This is a genomic window from Brevibacterium sp. FME17, assembly GCF_014897515.1.
GTDB lineage: Bacteria > Actinomycetota > Actinomycetes > Actinomycetales > Brevibacteriaceae > Brevibacterium.
Window position 1 is genome coordinate 65,374 of record NZ_JABUYD010000019.1, and the last position, 18,567, is coordinate 83,940.

The 18,567-nt window shown below is 60.5% G+C and carries 17 protein-coding genes; 11 read left to right on the forward strand and 6 right to left on the reverse strand.

Going from position 1 to position 18,567, the window contains the following annotated elements:
* Positions 1-126: 126 nt before the first annotated feature.
* The 3 genes from INT40_RS15635 to INT40_RS15645 form a co-directional block, all read right to left on the reverse strand.
* A complete protein-coding gene (locus INT40_RS15635) occupies positions 127-978 on the reverse strand; it encodes a carbohydrate ABC transporter permease (RefSeq protein WP_319022011.1) in 852 nt (283 codons plus the stop codon).
* Positions 975-1,832 (reverse strand): carbohydrate ABC transporter permease, encoded by an 858-nt coding sequence (locus INT40_RS15640; RefSeq protein ID WP_226831478.1) that lies wholly within the window; start codon positions 1,830-1,832, stop codon positions 975-977. The genes INT40_RS15635 and INT40_RS15640 overlap by 4 nt, the downstream gene beginning before the upstream one ends.
* 96 nt (positions 1,833-1,928) lie before the next feature.
* Positions 1,929-3,248: an ABC transporter substrate-binding protein gene (locus INT40_RS15645; protein WP_193096480.1), complete on the reverse strand. Its 1,320-nt coding sequence runs from the start codon at positions 3,246-3,248 to the stop codon at positions 1,929-1,931.
* Between the two features lie 299 nt (positions 3,249-3,547).
* On the opposite strand from INT40_RS15645, the gene INT40_RS15650 reads away from it, so the two are divergent.
* The 3 genes from INT40_RS15650 to INT40_RS15660 all read left to right on the forward strand — a co-directional run bounded on the left by INT40_RS15650 (position 3,548) and on the right by INT40_RS15660 (position 6,741).
* Complete coding sequence (locus INT40_RS15650; protein ID WP_193096481.1) at positions 3,548-4,549, forward strand: SIS domain-containing protein; 1,002 nt, start codon at positions 3,548-3,550, stop codon at positions 4,547-4,549.
* Positions 4,550-4,668: 119 nt separating this feature from the next.
* Positions 4,669-5,568 (forward strand): PfkB family carbohydrate kinase, encoded by a 900-nt coding sequence (locus INT40_RS15655; protein WP_226831480.1) that lies wholly within the window; start codon positions 4,669-4,671, stop codon positions 5,566-5,568.
* Positions 5,569-5,655: 87 nt separating this feature from the next.
* Positions 5,656-6,741 (forward strand): LacI family DNA-binding transcriptional regulator, encoded by a 1,086-nt coding sequence (locus INT40_RS15660; RefSeq protein ID WP_319022012.1) that lies wholly within the window; start codon positions 5,656-5,658, stop codon positions 6,739-6,741.
* A gap of 151 nt (positions 6,742-6,892) precedes the next feature.
* On the opposite strand, the gene INT40_RS15665 is transcribed toward INT40_RS15660, so the two are convergent.
* Positions 6,893-7,633, reverse strand: coding sequence for an N-acetyltransferase (locus INT40_RS15665; protein WP_193096483.1), 741 nt, complete (start codon positions 7,631-7,633; stop codon positions 6,893-6,895).
* A 183-nt stretch (positions 7,634-7,816) separates the two neighbouring features.
* Between INT40_RS15665 and INT40_RS15670 the strand changes: the two genes are divergently transcribed.
* From INT40_RS15670 to INT40_RS15680, 3 genes are all read left to right on the forward strand, one after another.
* The gene (locus INT40_RS15670) at positions 7,817-9,013 is read left to right on the forward strand and encodes a pyridoxal phosphate-dependent aminotransferase (RefSeq protein ID WP_193096484.1); all 1,197 of its coding nucleotides are present in this window, start codon (positions 7,817-7,819) and stop codon (positions 9,011-9,013) included.
* Positions 9,014-9,149: 136 nt separating this feature from the next.
* The gene (locus INT40_RS15675; protein WP_193096485.1) at positions 9,150-10,079 is read left to right on the forward strand and encodes an iron-siderophore ABC transporter substrate-binding protein; all 930 of its coding nucleotides are present in this window, start codon (positions 9,150-9,152) and stop codon (positions 10,077-10,079) included.
* A complete protein-coding gene (locus INT40_RS15680; RefSeq protein WP_193096486.1) occupies positions 10,076-10,921 on the forward strand; it encodes a siderophore-interacting protein in 846 nt (281 codons plus the stop codon). Before INT40_RS15675 ends, INT40_RS15680 begins: the two co-directional genes overlap by 4 nt.
* A 53-nt stretch (positions 10,922-10,974) precedes the next feature.
* On the opposite strand, the gene lgt is transcribed toward INT40_RS15680, so the two are convergent.
* The gene (gene lgt, locus INT40_RS15685; RefSeq protein WP_193096487.1) at positions 10,975-11,898 is read right to left on the reverse strand and encodes a prolipoprotein diacylglyceryl transferase; all 924 of its coding nucleotides are present in this window, start codon (positions 11,896-11,898) and stop codon (positions 10,975-10,977) included.
* Positions 11,899-11,994: 96 nt separating this feature from the next.
* Between lgt and INT40_RS15690 the strand changes: the two genes are divergently transcribed.
* Positions 11,995-12,915 carry a LysR family transcriptional regulator gene (locus tag INT40_RS15690; protein ID WP_193096488.1) on the forward strand — a complete coding sequence of 307 codons (921 nt, stop codon included), beginning with the start codon at positions 11,995-11,997 and terminating at the stop codon, positions 12,913-12,915.
* Between the two features lie 66 nt (positions 12,916-12,981).
* On the opposite strand, the gene INT40_RS15695 is transcribed toward INT40_RS15690, so the two are convergent.
* Positions 12,982-13,155: a hypothetical protein gene (locus tag INT40_RS15695; protein WP_096162499.1), complete on the reverse strand. Its 174-nt coding sequence runs from the start codon at positions 13,153-13,155 to the stop codon at positions 12,982-12,984.
* 239 nt (positions 13,156-13,394) lie between these two features.
* Between INT40_RS15695 and INT40_RS15700 the strand changes: the two genes are divergently transcribed.
* The 4 genes from INT40_RS15700 to INT40_RS15715 all read left to right on the forward strand — a co-directional run bounded on the left by INT40_RS15700 (position 13,395) and on the right by INT40_RS15715 (position 18,532).
* Positions 13,395-14,714, forward strand: coding sequence for an MFS transporter (locus INT40_RS15700; RefSeq protein ID WP_226830416.1), 1,320 nt, complete (start codon positions 13,395-13,397; stop codon positions 14,712-14,714).
* Between the two features lie 67 nt (positions 14,715-14,781).
* Entirely contained in the window at positions 14,782-16,122 is a 1,341-nt protein-coding gene (locus INT40_RS15705) for a M20 family metallo-hydrolase (RefSeq protein WP_193096489.1), read from the forward strand.
* Positions 16,119-17,636: an amidase gene (locus INT40_RS15710; protein WP_125240331.1), complete on the forward strand. Its 1,518-nt coding sequence runs from the start codon at positions 16,119-16,121 to the stop codon at positions 17,634-17,636. The genes INT40_RS15705 and INT40_RS15710 overlap by 4 nt, the downstream gene beginning before the upstream one ends.
* 92 nt (positions 17,637-17,728) lie before the next feature.
* Positions 17,729-18,532, forward strand: a complete 804-nt coding sequence (locus INT40_RS15715) for an MFS transporter (protein ID WP_114384795.1) — start codon at positions 17,729-17,731, stop codon at positions 18,530-18,532.
* Positions 18,533-18,567: the final 35 nt, after the last annotated feature.

Consider the following 18,567-nt stretch of genomic DNA (forward strand, 5'->3'; position numbering starts at 1 on the left):
TTACGTGCAAGATTCTTTTAGGCACTCCATCGACGTGCGGTGTTGGTAGGAGGAATTTGATCCGGAGACGCGTTCGATGATGCGCTTCATTTCCATGTCCGTTCGGCTCGTTTGCATATTTGGCAGTCATTTGCCAATTCCGTCGGTAATTCCTTTGATGAAGTAGCGCTGACACAACAGGAATACGAAGATGACAGGCAGTGCGGCGATCACCATTCCCGCGAAAACCAGCGGGAAGTCCGTGCCGAATCGGCTCATGAGGCTGGTCAAGCCGATCGGTAGTGTTTGGACGCCGGTACCTGTTGTGAAGACCATGGCGAATATGTACTCGTTCCACGAGAAGAGGACATGAAGGATGATCGTCGAGATGATGATCGGCTTGCACATCGGCAGAATGACCGTCCAGAACGTCGTCCATCGACTCGCTCCGTCAACCTCCGCCGCCTCGTCGATCTCTGCGGGCAGATCAATCATGTATGAGCGTATGAGGAATGTTGTGAAGGGGATCCTGAAAGCGGTGTACAAGATGATCAGAGCCCAGAAGGAATCGTAGAGTCCGAGAGCCTGGAACATGCGCACCAAGGGCACCAAAGCAACCGGTGGAGCGAGCATGAGTCCGCCGAGAATGATCGCAGTCCACGTACCGCTGAATGGAATCTTCACCCGGGTGAGGCCGTATGCCGCCCAAGCGCTGATGAACACCGTGGTGATAGTCGATGACACAGTCACCAGGACGCTGGTGGTGAGGTAGCTGCTGACACCCTGATTCCATGCGTCAACGTAGTTGCTCCATCTCCATTCCCCAGGAAGGGCAAAGGGGTTTCCAAACAACTCGGCGTTGGATTTGAAGCCGTTGCCGACCATCCACAGAAGCGGATAGACGACCACGACGAGAAGTGCGATGAGCAGCGACCAGATGAGGATACGGCCGATAATAGCGAGAAAGTCTCTCCGCTTGACGATTCTCTTTTGCCTCACAGTTCCACCTTTCTTCGGCGCGTATACCAAAGCTGTACAAGGCCGATTATCAGCGTGACGAAGAATATGACGATTGCGATGGCGGCTGCGTATCCGAAGTCGTTGCGAACGAATCCGTTGTGATAAAGCCAGGTGCCAAGGACCTGAGTCGAATTGTTCGGTCCGCCACTCGTCATCACCATTACCTCGTTGAATACTTGGAAGGCGCCGGAGACCGTGACTATGGTGAGCAGCCCGGACATTTCTCTCACCAGGGGAACTGTGATGGAGAAGAATCTTCTGACCGGACCGATGCCGTCGATTTGAGCCGCTTCGTAGAGTTCGCCGGGAACTCGTTGTATCGCCACGGTGAAGAGAAGGGCGGTGTAGCCGAAACCCTGCCACTGGCTCATGATGATGATTGCGATCATCGCGGTGCTCGACTGCCCCAGCCAAGCATGAGTAAGGGAGTCGAGACCGACGGCGTTCAGTGCACCATTGAGCATTCCGATGTCGGGTTCGTAGATGAAGTAGAAGAGCAGGCCTGCCACTGTGATGGAGACTGCGGACGGAACAAAGTAGATCACCCGGAGGGCTTGACGCAGACGTCGGGACCTCACACTTTCCACTGCAGCGGCAACAACCAGTGCACCTCCCACCTGACAGACGACAGATACTGCGGCGAAAAGGAGATTGTTGAAGAGAGAACGCCAGAAGATGGGATCTTTGATCAAGACCTCGAAGTTCCGCAGACCGATGAATTCACTGTCTCCAGAGAAGATGTTCGATCGCTGGGTGGCAAAGCCGAAATTCTGGACCAGCGGAACGTAGACGAAGGCAGTGAGAACGATGAGCGCCGGTAAGAGCCACAGCAAGCCTCGAAATCTATGAAAATGTGAGTACATGTTTGTCGATCCCTCTACGGAGAATGGGTTGGAAATACCGGACGATCGCCAATGATCGTTTGGCGATCAAGGAACAAGCTCGTTTGCCAGTTGTACGCTGTCGAGTACCTCCTGCGGAGTCGATGTACCGCTGATCAGCGCTTCACCGCCTGCGAGCCAGGCATCGGCAACCTGCGGAACACTCGCAGTATCGATCCACGGGTCAAGGCGCGAGGCTTGGTTGATCTTGTCGACGCCCTCATTGATCGCGTCGCTGGCCGTGTCTTCAGTGACCGCACCGTCGACGGTGCTTGGCTGCCCATACGGCGGCGAGGCGAGAGTCTCCGCGTTCCTCTTCTTGGTAGCGAATTTCAAGAAGTCGACGGCGAGCGGGGCATTGGGTGACTTCGAGTTGGCCATGTATCCCTCGGGCGCTCCCTCCAGAGCGTTTGGATCACCATTCGAGCCCGAAGGAAACGGAAGTTGGAAGATGCCCATGTTCTCCTCATCGAGTGGAGCATCGTCTCCGGCCGAACTGCCGAACTCGAGCATTTCCTGGTAGTACATCGCCGATCGTTCATTCGCGAAGTTCTCCTGTGCTGTGGTGTAGAGAACTCCGTTCGCACCGTCCTTGCTACCTGTGCATTCGGTTGACAGGCGTTTGAATTGAGCGAGCGCGTCGAGATATCCAGGGTCGTCCCAGGTCGCTGTCTTCGGATCGAAATCGCGCTTCAGCACGTCGTCTGGAACGTTGTAGGCGAAAAGCTGTTGGAGGTAGTGCAGAGCTGGCCATCCGTCCTTGTTGCCGAACGCCATTGGCTCGTATCCGGCTTCTCGTAATGGTTTGCACGCCGAAATCAGGTCGGCAAAAGTCTTAGGAACCTTGATTCCGGCCTCTGCGAATGCGCGTTTGTTGAAACCGACGAATTTTGCGTTGTTGTAAAGTGGGACGGCGTAGTAGCGGTCGTCGAACTTGAAGGCCTCAAGAGACGTTTCACCAAAAGTCCCACCCCATTCCGTCTCCGGTGCGATCAAGTCGGTGAGGTCAGCCGCAATTCCGCCGTCGATAAAATTTCTCGCCCACTGGCCGTTCCAACTGAAGTAGATGTCAGGCAGTGCCCCCGAGGCGGCAAGCGTTTTGGTCTTGTCCTTGACCGATTGATCTGTCTCCTGGATGAGTTCGATCTTCACTGATGGGTGCAGCTTCATGTAATCATCGGCCAGGTCTCCGAAGTACTGACTATCTGGCTCACCGCCGAACTTGGTGAGAATGCTCAAGGTGCTCGAGAAGTCCGGTTCGCTTGTGATGTCGGTATTGGGCTGGTCGGCCGCTTTTGGAGTGCAGGCAGACGTCAGCAGCGAAATGCTGACGACCAGCGCCAGGCTCGTTCTTGTCACGTATCGCATTTATCGAACCCTTCTGCCGGCAGTGAGCGGCAGTGCCGAGGGAGGACCCTCGAAGGCGACACTGCCGGCAAAATCGACTTTCGCCGTATGATACCGGTGTCATATTACGTATAGATTGTGCCGTGATCCAAACCACATTTCAAGAGGATCCTGGATGAAGTTTCCAAAACGTTCGCTTTCATGAGGCTGTGCGTCAGCAAAATGATGAATCTGTTGACGTGGCGACTGCCGGTGTGGAAATATGATTCCTGCATGAGACCGGTATCACTTTCTGATGATGACGAAAAGAGGATCAGACAATGCTCGATTTCAACGAGGATGAGTTTCGGCAGCGGATCGCCAGTGCGGTTGCCTTGCGACCTCAGGTGGAGGACCTTGCTGACAGCTTGATCGAGCAGGGCATAGACAACGTGCTGCTGATCGGTTCGGGAGGTACCTACGCTCAGATGCTGCCGTACGAGCACCTGGCACAAAGGCGCTCGACACTGCCCGTGCGTGCTGCGATCTCAAAAGAACTGATCGAATCCGGTGATTCCCGATTGGGCAAGAGCACACTTGCGGTATTCGCATCGGTGACGGGAACCACAAGGGATGTCATTGAGGCGATTGAGTACGTGAAGGACAAGGGCGCGATCACCGTAGCCTTCACCGGTCACCCCGAATCTCCAATCGGTCAGTCCGTCGAGCATGTTCTTTCGTCGAAACCGAAGACATGGCCGTTCGACATGCAGCTTCTGCTTTTGGTGGGGCGTCTGCTCCACACCAGAGGTGAGTTCCCGGACTATGCGAAGGTGGCGGATGATCTCGCCGGATTGCCTGAGGCCTTGGTTAAAGTTGCAGAAGCCGCCGAAGAGGGAGCGCAGTCGTTCGCAGAGTCTCACAAGGACTCGGCGTATTACTTCCTCATCGGTGGTGGCCCGCTCTGGGGATTCACCTATCTCTATTCGATGTGCATTCTTGAAGAGATGCAGTGGTTGCACACCACGAGAGTCAACAGCGCCGAACTGTTCCACGGTTCACTCGAGCTCATTGAGGAAGACACATCGGTGATGGTGTTCAAGGGCGAGGACGAGACTCGGCCGCTGACGGACCGTGCGGAGGCTTTCACGAAGCGAGTTTCAGGTGATGTCACCGTCTTCGACACCAAAGACTATGAACTGGCCGGCTTCAGCGACGAGACCAGAGCGCTGATGGGCCCAATAGTCCTCGACACAGTCATGGACAGGGTTGCAAAGCACCTTGCGCGTGTTCGAGACCATTCGCTCGACCTTCGTCGCTACTACCGCGTTATGGAGTACTGAGCGTCGAGTAAGAGCCGGGATGGGTGCTTCTGATCCGATCCATCCCGGCCAGGAGAGTTTGGCGTGAACGCCTTCGCCAGCGCCAATGGCGGAACGCTCTGATTTCGGACTACGACTATATGAGGAGCTCAATCACGGTGAAGATACTTGGGTTCGGAGACAATATCGTCGATCGGTATCTTGACCGGAAAGTCGAGTACCCGGGGGGCAACGCAGTCAACGTGGCAGTCTATGCGCATCGACTGGGGGTTGCTGCGTCATATCTGGGAGCCTTCGGCAATGATGACCTCGGTACATTCATTCGAACCTCGATTGAGGCAGAAGGAGTGCGAACCGGGCACTCTGTTGTTCGCCAAGGTCCCTCCGGCATTTCGACCCTTGAAGTCCTCGACGGAGATCGTACATTTGCAAGATGGAACGGTGGAGGTGTCACCGTCAGTGAGCCGATTGATCTTGCAGATGGACGATTCGACTATGCGTCGAGTTTCGATGTGGTTCACAGCAGTGCCTACTCAGCCACCGAGGCTGAGCTCCCAAAGCTGAGCACCACTGGGCCCCTGCTCAGCTTTGACTTCTCAGACGAAGCTGAACATCGAACCGGAGACTATCTTCGGCAGGTGGCTCCACACGTCGACCTTGCATTGGTGTCGTGCTCCGACCTTGATGTGGCCAGTGCACGTGACCTGTTGGGAGATATCGTCGCCAGGGGGGCGGGACTCGCACTTGGAACTCGGGGCCGAGAGGGAGCGCTGCTCACCGATGGGCAGCGTTGGTTCGCAACGCCGGCCCATCTGGTGGAGTGCCCCTCCACCATTGTCGATACTATGGGATGCGGTGATGCGTTTCTTGCCGGATTCATGGTCGAACTGCTCCATCTCGGCTGGCAGAAGGGCAGTGTTCTGCCGGACGTGTATCTCAATCGTGGGCTTTATGCTGGTGCGGCCGCTTCACGCGAACAGTGTTTCGTTGAATCGGCCTTTGGCAGAGGGAGACCCTGCGGTTGTGAGACAGAGCAATGACATGTGCTGGCGTGATCGCATCATTCTGAAGAAGTCCGAATGGCCGATGACGATGCAGTTCTAACGTGCGAATTGAGGAGGTGCTGCGTGAGGCGGACTCCCACTATCTCTGAGGTGGCCAAGGCTGCCGGAGTCGGCCGTGCAACGGCTGCCCGTACGCTCGGCGGGTACGGCTATGTGAGCGCCGACGCACGCGACCGCGTACTCACCGCAGCACAGAAGTTGGGGTACCGCCCCAACAGATTGGCGCAGAGCGTTTCCACCGGAAGTAGCCGGACGATCGGAGTGGTGGTCGCGGATGTCTCCAACCCGTTCTTCGGCGACGCGGTGCGTGGTGCATCCGAACTGGCAACGGCAAAAGGTTACGGGATTCTTCTGATGAGTACGTACGAAGACGTCGAGAATGAAACCTCTGCAGTCAATCTCCTTGTGGACAACCGAGTCGATGGAATCATTCTCTCGTCATCGATTCGCGGAACCGGGCACGGTGACATTCTCAGAAGTGCGCGAGACCAATCAATACCGGTGGTGCTGCTCGACCGGCAGATCTCCGATGCCGAGCTCGACACGGTGATCATCAATAACCGCGAGTCCGTCCGTCAAGCCGTCACGTCGTTGATTTCACTAGGGCACTCACGCATCGGCTTCGTTTGGGGCCCACCGAACGAGTACCGTCCTCGCTGGCAGAGCGAACTCTCAGAGGCAGCGCAGAATGACCTCTGGACAGATGGCGAAAGAATGATGGGATATCTCGATGCCCTGGCCGATTCCGGAGTCGAACTCGATATCGATCTGGTCTCTATGGGAGAGAAGACGGAACATCATGTTCGTGAAGACCTCGGCCGCATGCTATCGATGAAGAAGCGACCGACAGCAATCTTCTGCACTGAAACGGAGGCGCTGACAGGAACTTTGGCTGCGATTCGATCTGCTGGTCTGCGGATACCAGAGGATGTATCGGTGATCGGCTTCGACGACAGTTCCTGGGCAGCGGTCTATGATCCACCATTGACCATGATCAAGCAGCCAACGCGCGAGCTCGGGGCAGAAGCTTGCCGTCTATTGCTCGACAGAGTCGAGAACGGGATTGGGCCTGCCCACGTGAGCGTGCTGGAGACTTCCGTCGTCACTCGAGAATCTGTCCTAGACATTTCAGACCGCAACTCAGATTGATCGTCCCCTTGAGGTGCTGGCATTAGTGCAACATCTTGACCTTGCCCTCTGCCGTGTGACGTATGGGTTCGTCTCCAAAACACGAGACGGAAAAATACCTGCCAGATCCATCTTGAGGAAGCTGTTCATCGCTCCGAGCGAATAGCGGGCCTCATAACCCGGTACGGTGGCGAACCCACACATTCGGCTCGATGTAGACAGCAGTCTTGTGCTCGACATCGCAGAGCACCGGCGCGAGAGCATGCGGAACGTCGATCGAGCCCGACGCGTCCATCGGCAGGCCTGTCCACGCCCGCCACTCGTCGAGAGTCCCCGTAATGACCATCGAACGCGGTGCGACTCCATCGATGCGTCCACCTGCACGAATGTGCGTGCGCAGCCACGGATCGACGGGTAGGCCATCGTCTCGGGTTCGGAACGCGTAGGTGTCCATCGGCTCCTGGATGTCGTCTTTGCCATTGGGGCGAACTGGGACGATCACCTCGGCGAAACCCAAGCTCTTCGCGTGGTCTCTCAGGCCGGTAAGGATCGTCGCGGACAACCCCAGGCCCTGCTTGTCGGATCTGACGAAGATCTCCAGTGCGGCCAGAGCATTGGGCTGATTCCCGGTCAGTTTCGTCTCGATCCCGCGGCGGATCGCGCCGTCCCATCCGTCAATCGGCAGCTGATCGCCGTCTAAGTAGACAGGAATCGAATGCGCCTTGCCCACGATCTCATCCGTTGAGGTGTGGGCGATGAGCACATACTCGGCGAACTGGACGAGAACGTCCTGTCGGTAATAGAGGTTCCCGATGGGGTCGTGTCGCATGAACTCGGGCCAGGTGTTCTCTAGCTGATTGAACGCGTCGAGAAGATCCGGTCGCTGAGCCAAGGAGGAGATCGTGACATCCATGAGCCCATCCTAGGCGGACCCGCTCGCGGCTTTCCGGCTACGACTCATATCTTGACCACGTCCTCTATCGTGTGAAGTACGGTCGCTGATTCCGTTGCTGTCTCGCTTCGGATCAGGACGTCGATGCCGTCTCGGATGAGGACGCCGGACCGCAGACATCCCACCCGTTTGAAGGAGCCGACAATGAAGACCGCTCAACGCCTGGACAACCTGGGCACCGAGACCGCGTTCCGGGTCGCCCAGGCCGCCGCCGAATGGAAGGCTCAGGGCAACCAGGTCTATCCCTTCCACCTCGGCGACCTCAATTTCCCCATGGCCGGCCACATCGTCGAAGCCATGGATCAGGCCATCAAAGATGGCAAAACCGGGTACTGCCCAGGCCCCGGAATTCCGGAGCTGCGTGCGGCACTGGCAGCAGACATCGGATCCCGGCGAGGCATGAGCATCGACCCCGCCGAGGTGATCGTCACCACCGGTGGCAAGCCGGTGATCACGAAGTTCCTCCAGGCGGTCATGGATCCGGGCGAGGGCGTGCTCTACCCCAACCCAGGGTTCCCGATCTATGAATCCCAGATCGAGTACCTCGGCGGGACCGCGCTTCCCTACAGGTATGAGCCCACTGACGACGGGTTCGCCATCGACCTCGACCATCTGCGGGCCTCCATCGATGACAAGACAGTGGCCATCATCTACAACGACCTGCAGAACCCGATCTCGGCCGAGTCCACCGATGCCGAACGTGAGGCGATCGCCGCGATCGCGCAGGAATTCGACCTCTGGGTTCTGTCCGACGAAGCCTATTTCGAGATGCGCTACAAGGGCCGTTCGACGTCCATCGCCGCACTCGACGGTATGCGCGAGCGCACCGTCATCCTCTACACATTCAGCAAGAAGTTCGCGATGACGGGATCCCGGCTAGGCTGTGCCGTCGCACCACCGGAGGTCGCTGGGGCGATTTCCACGATGAACACCAACGACGAATCCTGCACCACCCAATACGTCCAGTGGGCGGGCATCGCCGCGCTCCAAGGACCGCAGGACTCCGTTGGGCGGATGCTCGAGGTGCTGCGCAAACGCCGTGATGCCACATGCTCGATCATCAACTCGATACCGGGAATGAGCGTGGCTACTCCCGGGTCGACATTCTACGTCTTCCCCGATGTCACCGAAGCGATGGAAGCCAAGGGGATTTCCACCCTCGCCGATTTCTCCACCGAGGCGCTGCACAACACCGGAGTCTCCTTCTGCACCCGCGAGCACTTCGGCAGGAGGCAGGGAGGGGAGGACCGGCATTACATCCGTCTGGCCTACTCCGGCATCGGACTCGACCAGATCAACGAGGGCCTTGGTCTGCTCAAGGAGTGGATCACTGAGGGCTGATCGGTCATCGTCGGCCGACCAATTCGAAGTGATCCATGGTCTGATTAAGACTGGCCCCTGGTTCATGGTCAGGGTAGCCTTACCTATGGCCGGGTCGCGCTAGCTGTGCGACCGCTCATCGTGACGGAAGTTGACCATGAACCCAACCGCAGTCCGACTCCGACCAGCTGCAATCGGTGTCGCAATCAGTCTCCTCGCCGTCCTGACCGCATGCGACAGCGGCAGCCGTGCAGCGGAGCCGAATGAAGGGGCAGGTACGCACTCGGTCGAACACGCGCGTGGAACTGCCGAAATCATTGCGAAGACCGACAAGGTCGTGACCCTGGAACCCCTCGAGCTCGACACCGCGGTCGCGCTCGGTGTGACACCGCTAGGTGCGGCAGTGGCGAGCAACGTTGCAGGCATTCCCGACTACCTCGGCGTCGACGGCATCGAATCCGTCGGGACGGTGCCCGAGCCGGACCTTGAAGCTATTGCGGCTCTGGAGCCGGATCTTATCCTCGGCACCGAATCACGGCATTCGAAGCTCTACGACGAGCTTGATGCGATTGCTCCGACGGTCTTCATCGCCAACCACGCCGATTCGTGGAAGGACAATGCGCTTCTGATCGGGGATGCCCTTGACCGAAAGGACGATACCGAGGCGCTCCTCGCCGAGGTCGACGAGCGGTGCGAATCCATCAAAGCCGAATACGGAATCGACGGTGAGACCGCACAGATGATTCGGCCGCGAGACGGGACGACATTGAGTCTCTATGGTCCGGACTCATTCGCCGGCAGCCTGCTCGAATGCGTGGGCTATTCGATTCCTGATCAGCATTGGGCCGACGGACTGCAGGCCGATATCTCATCGGAGAACGCCGTCGACGCCAGAGCCGACGCCGTCTTCGTCACCGCAGACGATGTCAGCGACGATTCCGCTGTGCCTAAGGTGATTGCCGGAAACTCGAACGCGTTTCCCTCCGTGACGTCTGTCGACACCAGCTATTGGGTCTCTGGGGTGGGGCCGAAGGGCGCTCATAAGGTTCTCGATGACATCGAGAGCTACCTCGCCGATCAGGCATGAAAGTCGAGGCGCCTCGACCGTGGGCCTATACGGCGTTTCCGGTCACGGTGTCCGCGATCGCTCAAATCGCACCGAACTTCATTCGTGTGACGTTCACGGGCGAGACTCTTGACTACTTTGCTCCATGGGGTCTCGACCAGAGGATCAAATTGGTCTTCCCCTTGCCGGACGGAAGCATCGCTGATTTCGGACTGCTCACGGATCCGACACCGCATCCATCGCACTGGTACGCGCGCTGGAGACAGCTGCCGGCGCACGAGCGAAATGTGCTGCGGACCTACACTCCGTCGGGGGTTCGACCCGAAGCGCGCGAAGTCGACGTCGACGTCTTCATCCATCACCCCTCGGGGCCCGCATCGCAGTGGGCTCAAGAAGTCGGGGTGGGAGATCATGTCGTCATCAACGGCCCCGACGTGCGCAATGGATTCACCGGGTACGGGCTCCACTGGGATCCGGGAACGGCGGCCGAGCTGCTGCTCATCGGCGACGAGACGGCCTTCCCTGCGATCGCGAACATCCACCGCAGCCTCGGCGAAGGCACGAAGGTCGAGATCCTCGCTGAAGCATCGAACCCGCTCGACGGGAACCTGTTGCCGACCGGTGACAGGGCGCTGGTGCGCGAGCCGATCACGGGCCCCGGATCTGGGCTCGAAACATTGTCCCGGGAATGGGGAGGCCGCCGTGCCCCTGAAGATCTGAGCGAGGACCTGTATATCTGGATCGCCGGAGAGTCTGGTGCTGTCACACGAATCAGGCGCTATCTGACGAAGGACCTGGGAATCGCGAAGGAGCGCATCTCCTTCCTCGGGTATTGGAAGACCGGCGGGCCCTTGGTCGCCTGAAACAGCGACTCCGGCTGGGTAGGTTGGTCAATCGCTCGGCTCTGATGCGCTGATCAGTCCGCGGGTTCCGGCTCGACTTCCCGGCCCTTGATGAACGGAGACTCCTCGGGCTCGGGATGCCGCATTCGTTGGATGCCGATGATGAGGAGACCCAGGGCAACAGCGCCGATCGCTGCCCATACGTTGGTGCGCAGACCGAGGACGACGAAGCTGGGGTCGAGGCGGATGGATTCCCACACGATGCGGCCGGCGCCGTACCAGACGAGATACATGCCGAAGAGGCGTCCCCACTGGAAGAACACGTGGCGTCCCAGCCACAGCAGAACCAGGGCGCCGAGGCTGTTCCAGATGACTTCGTAGAGGAACGTCGGGTGGAAGAGGGTGTCGACGGGCAGTCCTGGAGGGAAGGCCGAATTGTTCGGATCGATCTCCAGACCCCAGGGCAGAGTCGTCGGCTGACCGAAGAGCTCCTGATTGAACCAGTTGCCGAAGCGTCCACAAGCCTGGGCGAGAATCAGCCCGGGGGCGATGGCATCGAGGAGAGTTGAGAGTCTGATGTTGAGCCGGCGGCACATGATCAGCGCGCCCAGGGTGCCGCCGATCAGTGATCCGAAGATGGCGATTCCGCCCTCCCAGATCGCCCACACGGAACCGGGCTCGAAGGGGTTCCACGGATTGCGCCCAGGGCCGAAGTAGTCCGTGTAGTGCGTGATGACGTGATAGATCCTGGCCCCGACGATGGCCATGGGGACGGCCAAGGTCGCAATGTCGAGGACCTCCCAATCAGGCACGCCGCGCTTGACCAGTCGGTGGTTGGTCAGCACGATGGCGATGACGATGCCGGCGAGGATGCACAGCGCGTAGAAGTGGATCGTCAGAGGGCCCAGCGAGAAGCTGGAGACGCTCGGGCTCGGGATGGAAGCCAGAACATCATGGGGCAGCGTGGGCAGGTTATCGACCGCAGGGTTGGCAAGCACGATGCAAGTCTATTTCCTCGACCCCCTGAAGAGACATTCCATTGGCCGTGCACCGGTTGAGAGGTGTCTGTGCCGTCGAGTGGGATGATTGCGTCTATGGCCCTCGACTTCACTCTCGTCCAACTCCGATACTTCCAAGAAGTTGCCCGCAGGGAGAACATGACCGAGGCGGCCAAGCATCTCAACGTCACCCAATCGGCGATCTCGACAGCCATGGCCCAGCTCGAGCGGACCCTGGGCATCGACCTTTTCATCCGCCAGAAGAATCGTTCCGTGGTGCTCTCACCCGCAGGCCGACGCTTCCTCTTCGAGGTCAATCCGTTCCTCGAATCCTCCGACGCACTGGGGGAGACCGCGCACGGACTGGCCCAGTCGCTGAGCGGCAATCTCACGGTCGGGGTCTTCTCGCCCATCGCCCCGACCAGGCTGCCGCTCATCCACGCGGAGTTCGAAAAACGCTACCCCGACGTGAGAGTCAACTACTTCGAAGCCAACCTCCACGAACTGCAGACAGCAGTCATCGCCGGCGTCTGCGACATCGCGCTGACGTACACGCTGGGACTGACCGACCGTTTCGACTCGTTCCTCATCGACGTCGTCCACCCGCACGCCCTCGTAGCACTCGACCACCACCTCGGCGGGGGAGCGGATGGACCGCACCCGATCCATCTGCGCGAACTCGCCGAGGAGGATTACATTCAGCTCGATCTGCCGTTCTCCCGGCAGTACTACGATGAGCTCTTCCGCATCGCCGGCATCGTGCCGAAAGTGCGACACAGCTTCGCCGGCTATGAGACCGTCCGATCATTCGTCGCGATGGGCCACGGATACTCGCTGCTGAGCCAGAGCGTGTCCTCGGGAACGTACATCGGATCGATGACCGTCGACGTGCCGCTGCTCGACGACTTCCCGAGCATCGACCTGTCCATGGTGTGGCCCAAAGAGGTACGTCTGAGCCGACGAGCGCGTGCGTTCAGCGAACTGACCAGGGAGATCCTGGGACCCGCGGAGCAGTAGGCCGACGGCAGGCCCGGGCTAGTCAGCCGGCCCGAGATGGACGGCTCCGGGACCGAGTCTCTGGGGTCAGTTTCCGAGTCCGAACAGCCTCTGGACGAGGTTGCCCTTCTGCTCGGGTTCCGGATCATGGCCGCCGCACCACTGCTGTGCAGGAACCTCGCGCTTGACGGAGTCGATGTGGAGTCCGCATCCGTCCCAGGTCGTCTTGCCGCAGGTAGTGCAGGTGACTGCTCGGCACATAGTTCGTCTCCTTGAGTGGTCTGTGGGTATGGGGCCTCGCGCAGTTGTGTGACTGCGAGTTTGAGCCTGCGAGCAGTCTCGCACGGCAGCGTGCTCGGGCGCATACCCGCGCCACTCAACAACTGGACTTACGGCTCATCAAGTAGATCTATGGCCAGGTTAAAAAGTATCTGTTGGACTGATGCACGAAGCCGGGCAACAATGGTTCCCACACCTGAGGACTAGGCAAGGGAGCTTCTATGTCCGCGACACCTGCGACGCCCACGACACAACCGAAACAGTCCGGCAAGACCACGAGCATGCAGAAGAAGGTGCTCGTCGGCGGCAGCATCGGCCAGTTCGTCGAGTTCTACGACTTCACGCTCTACGGGCTCTCGGCCGTCATCCTCTCCGAGTATTTCTTCCCCGACGGCGACCGGGTCACCGGCCTGCTCGTCATCTTCGCGACATTCGGCGTTGCCTTCGTTATGCGGCCCCTGGGCGGACTGTTCTTCGGTGCCCTCGGTGACAAGGTCGGCAGGCGCAAGACGCTGACGGTCACGATCTTCCTCGTCGGCATCTGCACCGCTCTCATCGGCATCCTGCCCGGCTTCGACCAGATCGGCTGGTTCGCGCCCATCCTGCTCATCCTCGCCCGACTGGGCCAGGGCTTCTCCGCCGGCGGCGAATCGGTCGGCGGACCCTCCTTCGTCTACGAACACGCACCGGTGGGCAAGCGCGGACTGTGGATCAACATCACCCTCGCCGCCACCGCACTGCCCTCTGTCTTCGCCGGCGGCCTCATCCTGCTGCTCTCGACGGTGATGAGCGATGCCTCCTTCGACTCCTGGGGCTGGCGCATTCCCTTCCTCTTGGCTCTGCCGCTCTCGGCCGTCGGTCTCTGGATCCGCTCGCGCACCGACGAGTCCGATCTGTTCAAGAAGACCGCGGCCGAACGCCCCAAGGAGTTCAGCCCGATCCGCGACTCCTTCCGCGAGAACTCCGTGGGCATGCTCCAGGTCTTCTTCGTCCTCGGACTCACCGCCCTGGGCTTCTACATGCTCTCGGCCTACTTCGTCACATACATCCAGACCACCGGCGACCTCACCCGCGAACAGTCACTACTGACGAATGCCATCGCCATGGCCAGCTACACGATCTTCCTTCCCATCGCCGGAGCCATCGGCGACAGGGTCGGACGCAAGCCGATGCTCATCGCCGGCTCCATCCTCCTGGCCATTACATCGATCCCCGCCTTCGGCCTGGTCACCAGCGGCAATATGGGCCTGGCATTCCTCGGGCAGACGATCTTCGTCATCTCCCTGTGCTGCTACGGCGGAGGCTGCTACACCTTCTTCTGTGAGCGCTTCTCCACGAAGACCCGTTTCACCTCGGCAGCGATCAGCTACAACATCTCCTACGCCATCCTCGGCGGAACCGCTCCGTTCGTCGGCACCTGGCTCGTCGACATCACCGGCGTCAACACCGCACCAGGGTTCTACATGACCATCTGCGCGGTGATCGTCCTCGTCCTCATCTTCGTCACCCGCCTCCCCGAGACCCGGGGCCGGCTGGGGTGACCGCCGGGCCACCTCGGCGATCCGAATCCCACTTCAGCACCAGACTCGCAAGAGAAAGAGACGCACCATGACCACAGCATCCCCCGGAACTTCGACCGCAGCCTCCTCGTCTGCGGCAGCGTCCAGCGACGCTGCCTTCCTCACCGACTTCCACCACGTCGCCACATTCGGCGCCACCGACAACGACGGCGTCGACCGGCAGGCACTGACTCTCGAGGACAAGCAGAGCCGTGACTGGATGCGCGGCTGGGCCGAAGGCAACGGCTTCGAGGTGCGCGTGGATGCGATCGGCAACATGTTCGCCTGCCTCGAACTCGTCCCCGACGCCCCCTACGTCCTCATCGGTTCACACCTGGACTCCCAGCCTCTGGGCGGTCGCTTCGACGGTGCCTACGGAGTCATCGCAGCCCTCTTCGCAGCCCTGCGGGTCAAAGAGAACGTCGCCGAATCCGGGCAGAAGCCCCGATTCAATATCGCCGTGGTCAACTGGTTCAACGAGGAAGGCGGACGCTTCGCCCCGTCCATCATGGGCAGCTCCGTCTACGCCGGACTCTTCGACCTCGACGAGATGCTTGCCGTCCAAGACCTCGAAGGCACGTCAGTCGCCGAGGCGCTCGCCGCAATCGGCTACAACGGCACCGACGCCCCACCCGAGGCGATCTCTTACGCGGAGATCCACATCGAACAGGGCCGCATACTCGAGCGTGAGGCCACGAACATCGGCGTCGTCGAATCCAGCTGGTACACGCAGAAGCTCGACATCGACGTCCTCGGCGAACAGTCCCACACCGGCGCCACCGCCATGGCCGATCGCCACGACGCCCTCGTCGCAGGCGCAAAGATCGTCCTCGCCGTCGCCGACGTGGTCAACGAGTTCGCCGACGAAGCACTCGTGTCCTCGGTCGGCCAGCACGTCGTCGAACCCAACTCACCCATCGTCGTCCCCCGCCGCGTGCACATGGTCGCCGACCTCCGCTCCTCGGACCCGGACATCGTCAAGGCCGCCCGGGACTCCCTGCACCAGCAGATCGCGAGCATCGCCCTGGACCACGACATCACCATCAAAGTTGAGGACTTCGACGTCCGCGGCAAGCTCTATTTCCCGGAGACCGGTGTCGAGTTGGCCGAGAAGGCTGTGGCCAACGAGGGGCTGTCGATCCGGCGCCTCGAGACCATGGCCGGCCACGATTCCGTGGCCATGAACCACCGGGTGCCCGCCGTGATGATGTTCGTGCCCAGCGTCGACGGCGTCTCCCACTGCGAACGCGAGTTCACTACGGACGAGGACATGATCCGCGGCCTCGGTGTCCTCACCAACGTCGCCACGGAGTTGGTCAACGGTGAACTCAGTGAGGACCGCGAGGGTGAAGTGTGGGTCGGGAAATCCGTCGCCGAGGCACGCGCATGACCAACAGCGAACCCTGGGCACTGTCCGCGAGCGAGGCACTGACGAAGTTTCGGTCGACGGAACTCTCCCCGGTCGAATACCTCACCTCCCAGATCGGAAGGATCACGTCCGAGGACGAGCGCATCAATGCGGTCACGGAGGTCGTGGAGGAGGCGGTCACCTCGGCGAGGGAGGCCGAAGGCTTCTACGCACACGCATCGAATGATGAGCTCACCGAGGCGGCCGCCGCCCGGCCATTGCTCGGCCTGCCCGTGATCGCCAAGGAGAAGCACGCGATCGCCGGGCGGACGCTGAGCCAGGGGCTCATCCACGAACGCGACACCGTGGCCGGAGCAGACGGGGCGATCATCGCCCGCATCCGCGCAGCCGGAGGGTTCGTCCATGCCCGAGCGACCTCGCCGGAACTCAGCTGCGCGACGGTCACCCATTCCCCGATGTGGGGCGTGACCCGCAATCCGTGGAACCCTGAACTCTCGCCCGGCGGGTCCTCGGGCGGCTCGGGCGCGGCGCTGGCGGCGGGCTTCGCGCCCCTGGCCACAGCCTCGGACATCGCCGGATCGACCCGGCTGCCCGCCGCGTTCACCGGCACCGTCGGATTCAAGGCACCCTATGGTCGGATTCCCGGCGTCCAGCCCTTGGCCGCCGACTGGTACCGCGGGGACGGACCGATGGCGCGCACCGTCGCCGACACCGCTCTGCTTGCCCGGGTGATGGTCGGCGTCGATCCCAGCGACCACGCCACCATCACCTCACCCGGTTTCCTCGACGGCTTCGATGCCACCTCCGCCGAGGTGGTCGAAGGGTTGAAGGGGAAGCGGATCGCTCTCTGCCTGCGCCTGGGTGACTTCCCCGTCGGTGAGGACATCATCGCCAATACCCGGGCGGTCGCCTCGGCGCTCGAGGCTGCGGGGGCAATTGTCGAAGAGGTCGAACTGCCGTGGACGGCGGAGCGGATCTTCGAAACCGCGTTCACGCACTTCGGCAATATCCTCGCCCCCGCGATGCGGGCCGCGACGCGCGGGCACGAGGACACGCTGGCCGACTACACGCTCCAGATCATGGCCGACGCCGAGGCGGTCGCCAGCCGTCATACGTTCTACGAAGGGCTGGCCGCTGAGGCGCAGATCCAGGCGGAACTTGCGACCGCAATGGAGAGATTCGATGTCCTCCTGGCCCCCACCTCGGCGGTGGCAGGACTCGAAGCCGATGCCAGCTACCTCGACGGGATCACGATCGACTCGAACGGTGTGGGCCGGGAAGAAGTCGGTGCTGGTAATGGCGCTGGCGGCGACGGCGGGGGAGTGCGGCTCGAGCACTATTGGCAGTCGCACATGACGATGCCCTTCAACATCTGCAACCGGGTGCCGATCGTCAACGTGCCCTCCGGCATGGCCGACTGCGGAATCCCGACGGGCCTACAGGTCATCGCCCATCCCTTCGACGACCGCACGGCCTTCGACGTCGCCGCTGCAGTCGAGCAGCTGGTGCCGTGGACGGGGATCGCACCGGGGTGATTGCTTGCCACGGCTGAGCAGGCAGACGGGCGGCGGGCATCGGAATTTGTAAAGAGAACGAAGACAGATCAGATATAGAGGTACGAGGATCAATGACGAATCCAGAACTCAATACTCCTGCGAACAGCGCGACTGCAGCGTCTGGGAACGGGAATGGGGCGGCGAGCAATCCGTCCAAAGTCGCTTTCGCCAGTTTTATCGGAACCACCGTCGAATGGTATGACTACTTCCTCTTCGGTACCGCGGCAGTACTCGTGCTCAATGAACAGTTCTTTCCCGACCTGGACCCGGTAGCGGGGCAGCTGGCCTCACTGAGTACCTTCGCAGTCGCCTTTGTCGCCCGGCCGCTGGGCGGCTTGATCTTCGGGCATTTCGGGGACCGACTCAGCCGCAAATCGATGCTTGTGCTTTCCCTTCTCATGATGGGTATTGCCACCTTCGCAATCGGCCTCCTGCCCGGGTACGCAACGATCGGAGTGGCTGCTCCCGTCCTCCTCGTGCTCCTGCGAGTAGTACAGGGATTCGGCGTTGGCGGTGAATGGGGTGGTGCTGTGCTCATGGCTGTCGAACACGCACCTGCGCATAAGAAGGCCTTCTACGGCAGCTGGCCGCAAGCCGGCGTCCCCGCCGGATCGGTTCTCTCCAGCCTCGTCTTCTTCCTCGTCCAACTGATGCCCAACGATCAGTTCATGTCCTGGGGATGGCGCATTCCCTTCCTCATCTCCGCGGTGCTCGTCGTAATCGGACTTTTCATCAGACTTCGGCTGACCGAATCCCCTGAACTCGCAGAAGTGAAGAAGGACAAAAATGAGGCGGCGCTGCCAGCCGTTGAAATGTTGAAGTACTCGAAGAAGTCGCTGCTCATCGGCATCTTCTGCCTAGCGCGTGTCCTGTAAGTGTCACCTGAGGCGGAGGACGAGGCTGGCGATGA

What these genes read in the sequence shown, in the direction of transcription:
- INT40_RS15645 (WP_193096480.1), bottom strand. Translation starts at nt 3,248, where the DNA reads ATGCGATACGTGACAAGAACGAGCCTGGCGCTGGTCGTCAGCATTTCG.
- INT40_RS15650 (WP_193096481.1), top strand. Translation starts at nt 3,548, where the DNA reads ATGCTCGATTTCAACGAGGATGAGTTTCGGCAGCGGATCGCCAGTGCG.
- INT40_RS15655 (WP_226831480.1), top strand. Translation starts at nt 4,669, where the DNA reads ATGAGGAGCTCAATCACGGTGAAGATACTTGGGTTCGGAGACAATATC.
- INT40_RS15665 (WP_193096483.1), bottom strand. Translation starts at nt 7,633, where the DNA reads ATGGATGTCACGATCTCCTCCTTGGCTCAGCGACCGGATCTTCTCGAC.
- INT40_RS15670 (WP_193096484.1), top strand. Translation starts at nt 7,817, where the DNA reads ATGAAGACCGCTCAACGCCTGGACAACCTGGGCACCGAGACCGCGTTC.
- INT40_RS15675 (WP_193096485.1), top strand. Translation starts at nt 9,150, where the DNA reads ATGAACCCAACCGCAGTCCGACTCCGACCAGCTGCAATCGGTGTCGCA.
- INT40_RS15680 (WP_193096486.1), top strand. Translation starts at nt 10,076, where the DNA reads ATGAAAGTCGAGGCGCCTCGACCGTGGGCCTATACGGCGTTTCCGGTC.
- INT40_RS15690 (WP_193096488.1), top strand. Translation starts at nt 11,995, where the DNA reads ATGGCCCTCGACTTCACTCTCGTCCAACTCCGATACTTCCAAGAAGTT.
- INT40_RS15695 (WP_096162499.1), bottom strand. Translation starts at nt 13,155, where the DNA reads ATGTGCCGAGCAGTCACCTGCACTACCTGCGGCAAGACGACCTGGGAC.
- INT40_RS15700 (WP_226830416.1), top strand. Translation starts at nt 13,395, where the DNA reads ATGTCCGCGACACCTGCGACGCCCACGACACAACCGAAACAGTCCGGC.
- INT40_RS15705 (WP_193096489.1), top strand. Translation starts at nt 14,782, where the DNA reads ATGACCACAGCATCCCCCGGAACTTCGACCGCAGCCTCCTCGTCTGCG.
- INT40_RS15710 (WP_125240331.1), top strand. Translation starts at nt 16,119, where the DNA reads ATGACCAACAGCGAACCCTGGGCACTGTCCGCGAGCGAGGCACTGACG.
- INT40_RS15715 (WP_114384795.1), top strand. Translation starts at nt 17,729, where the DNA reads ATGACGAATCCAGAACTCAATACTCCTGCGAACAGCGCGACTGCAGCG.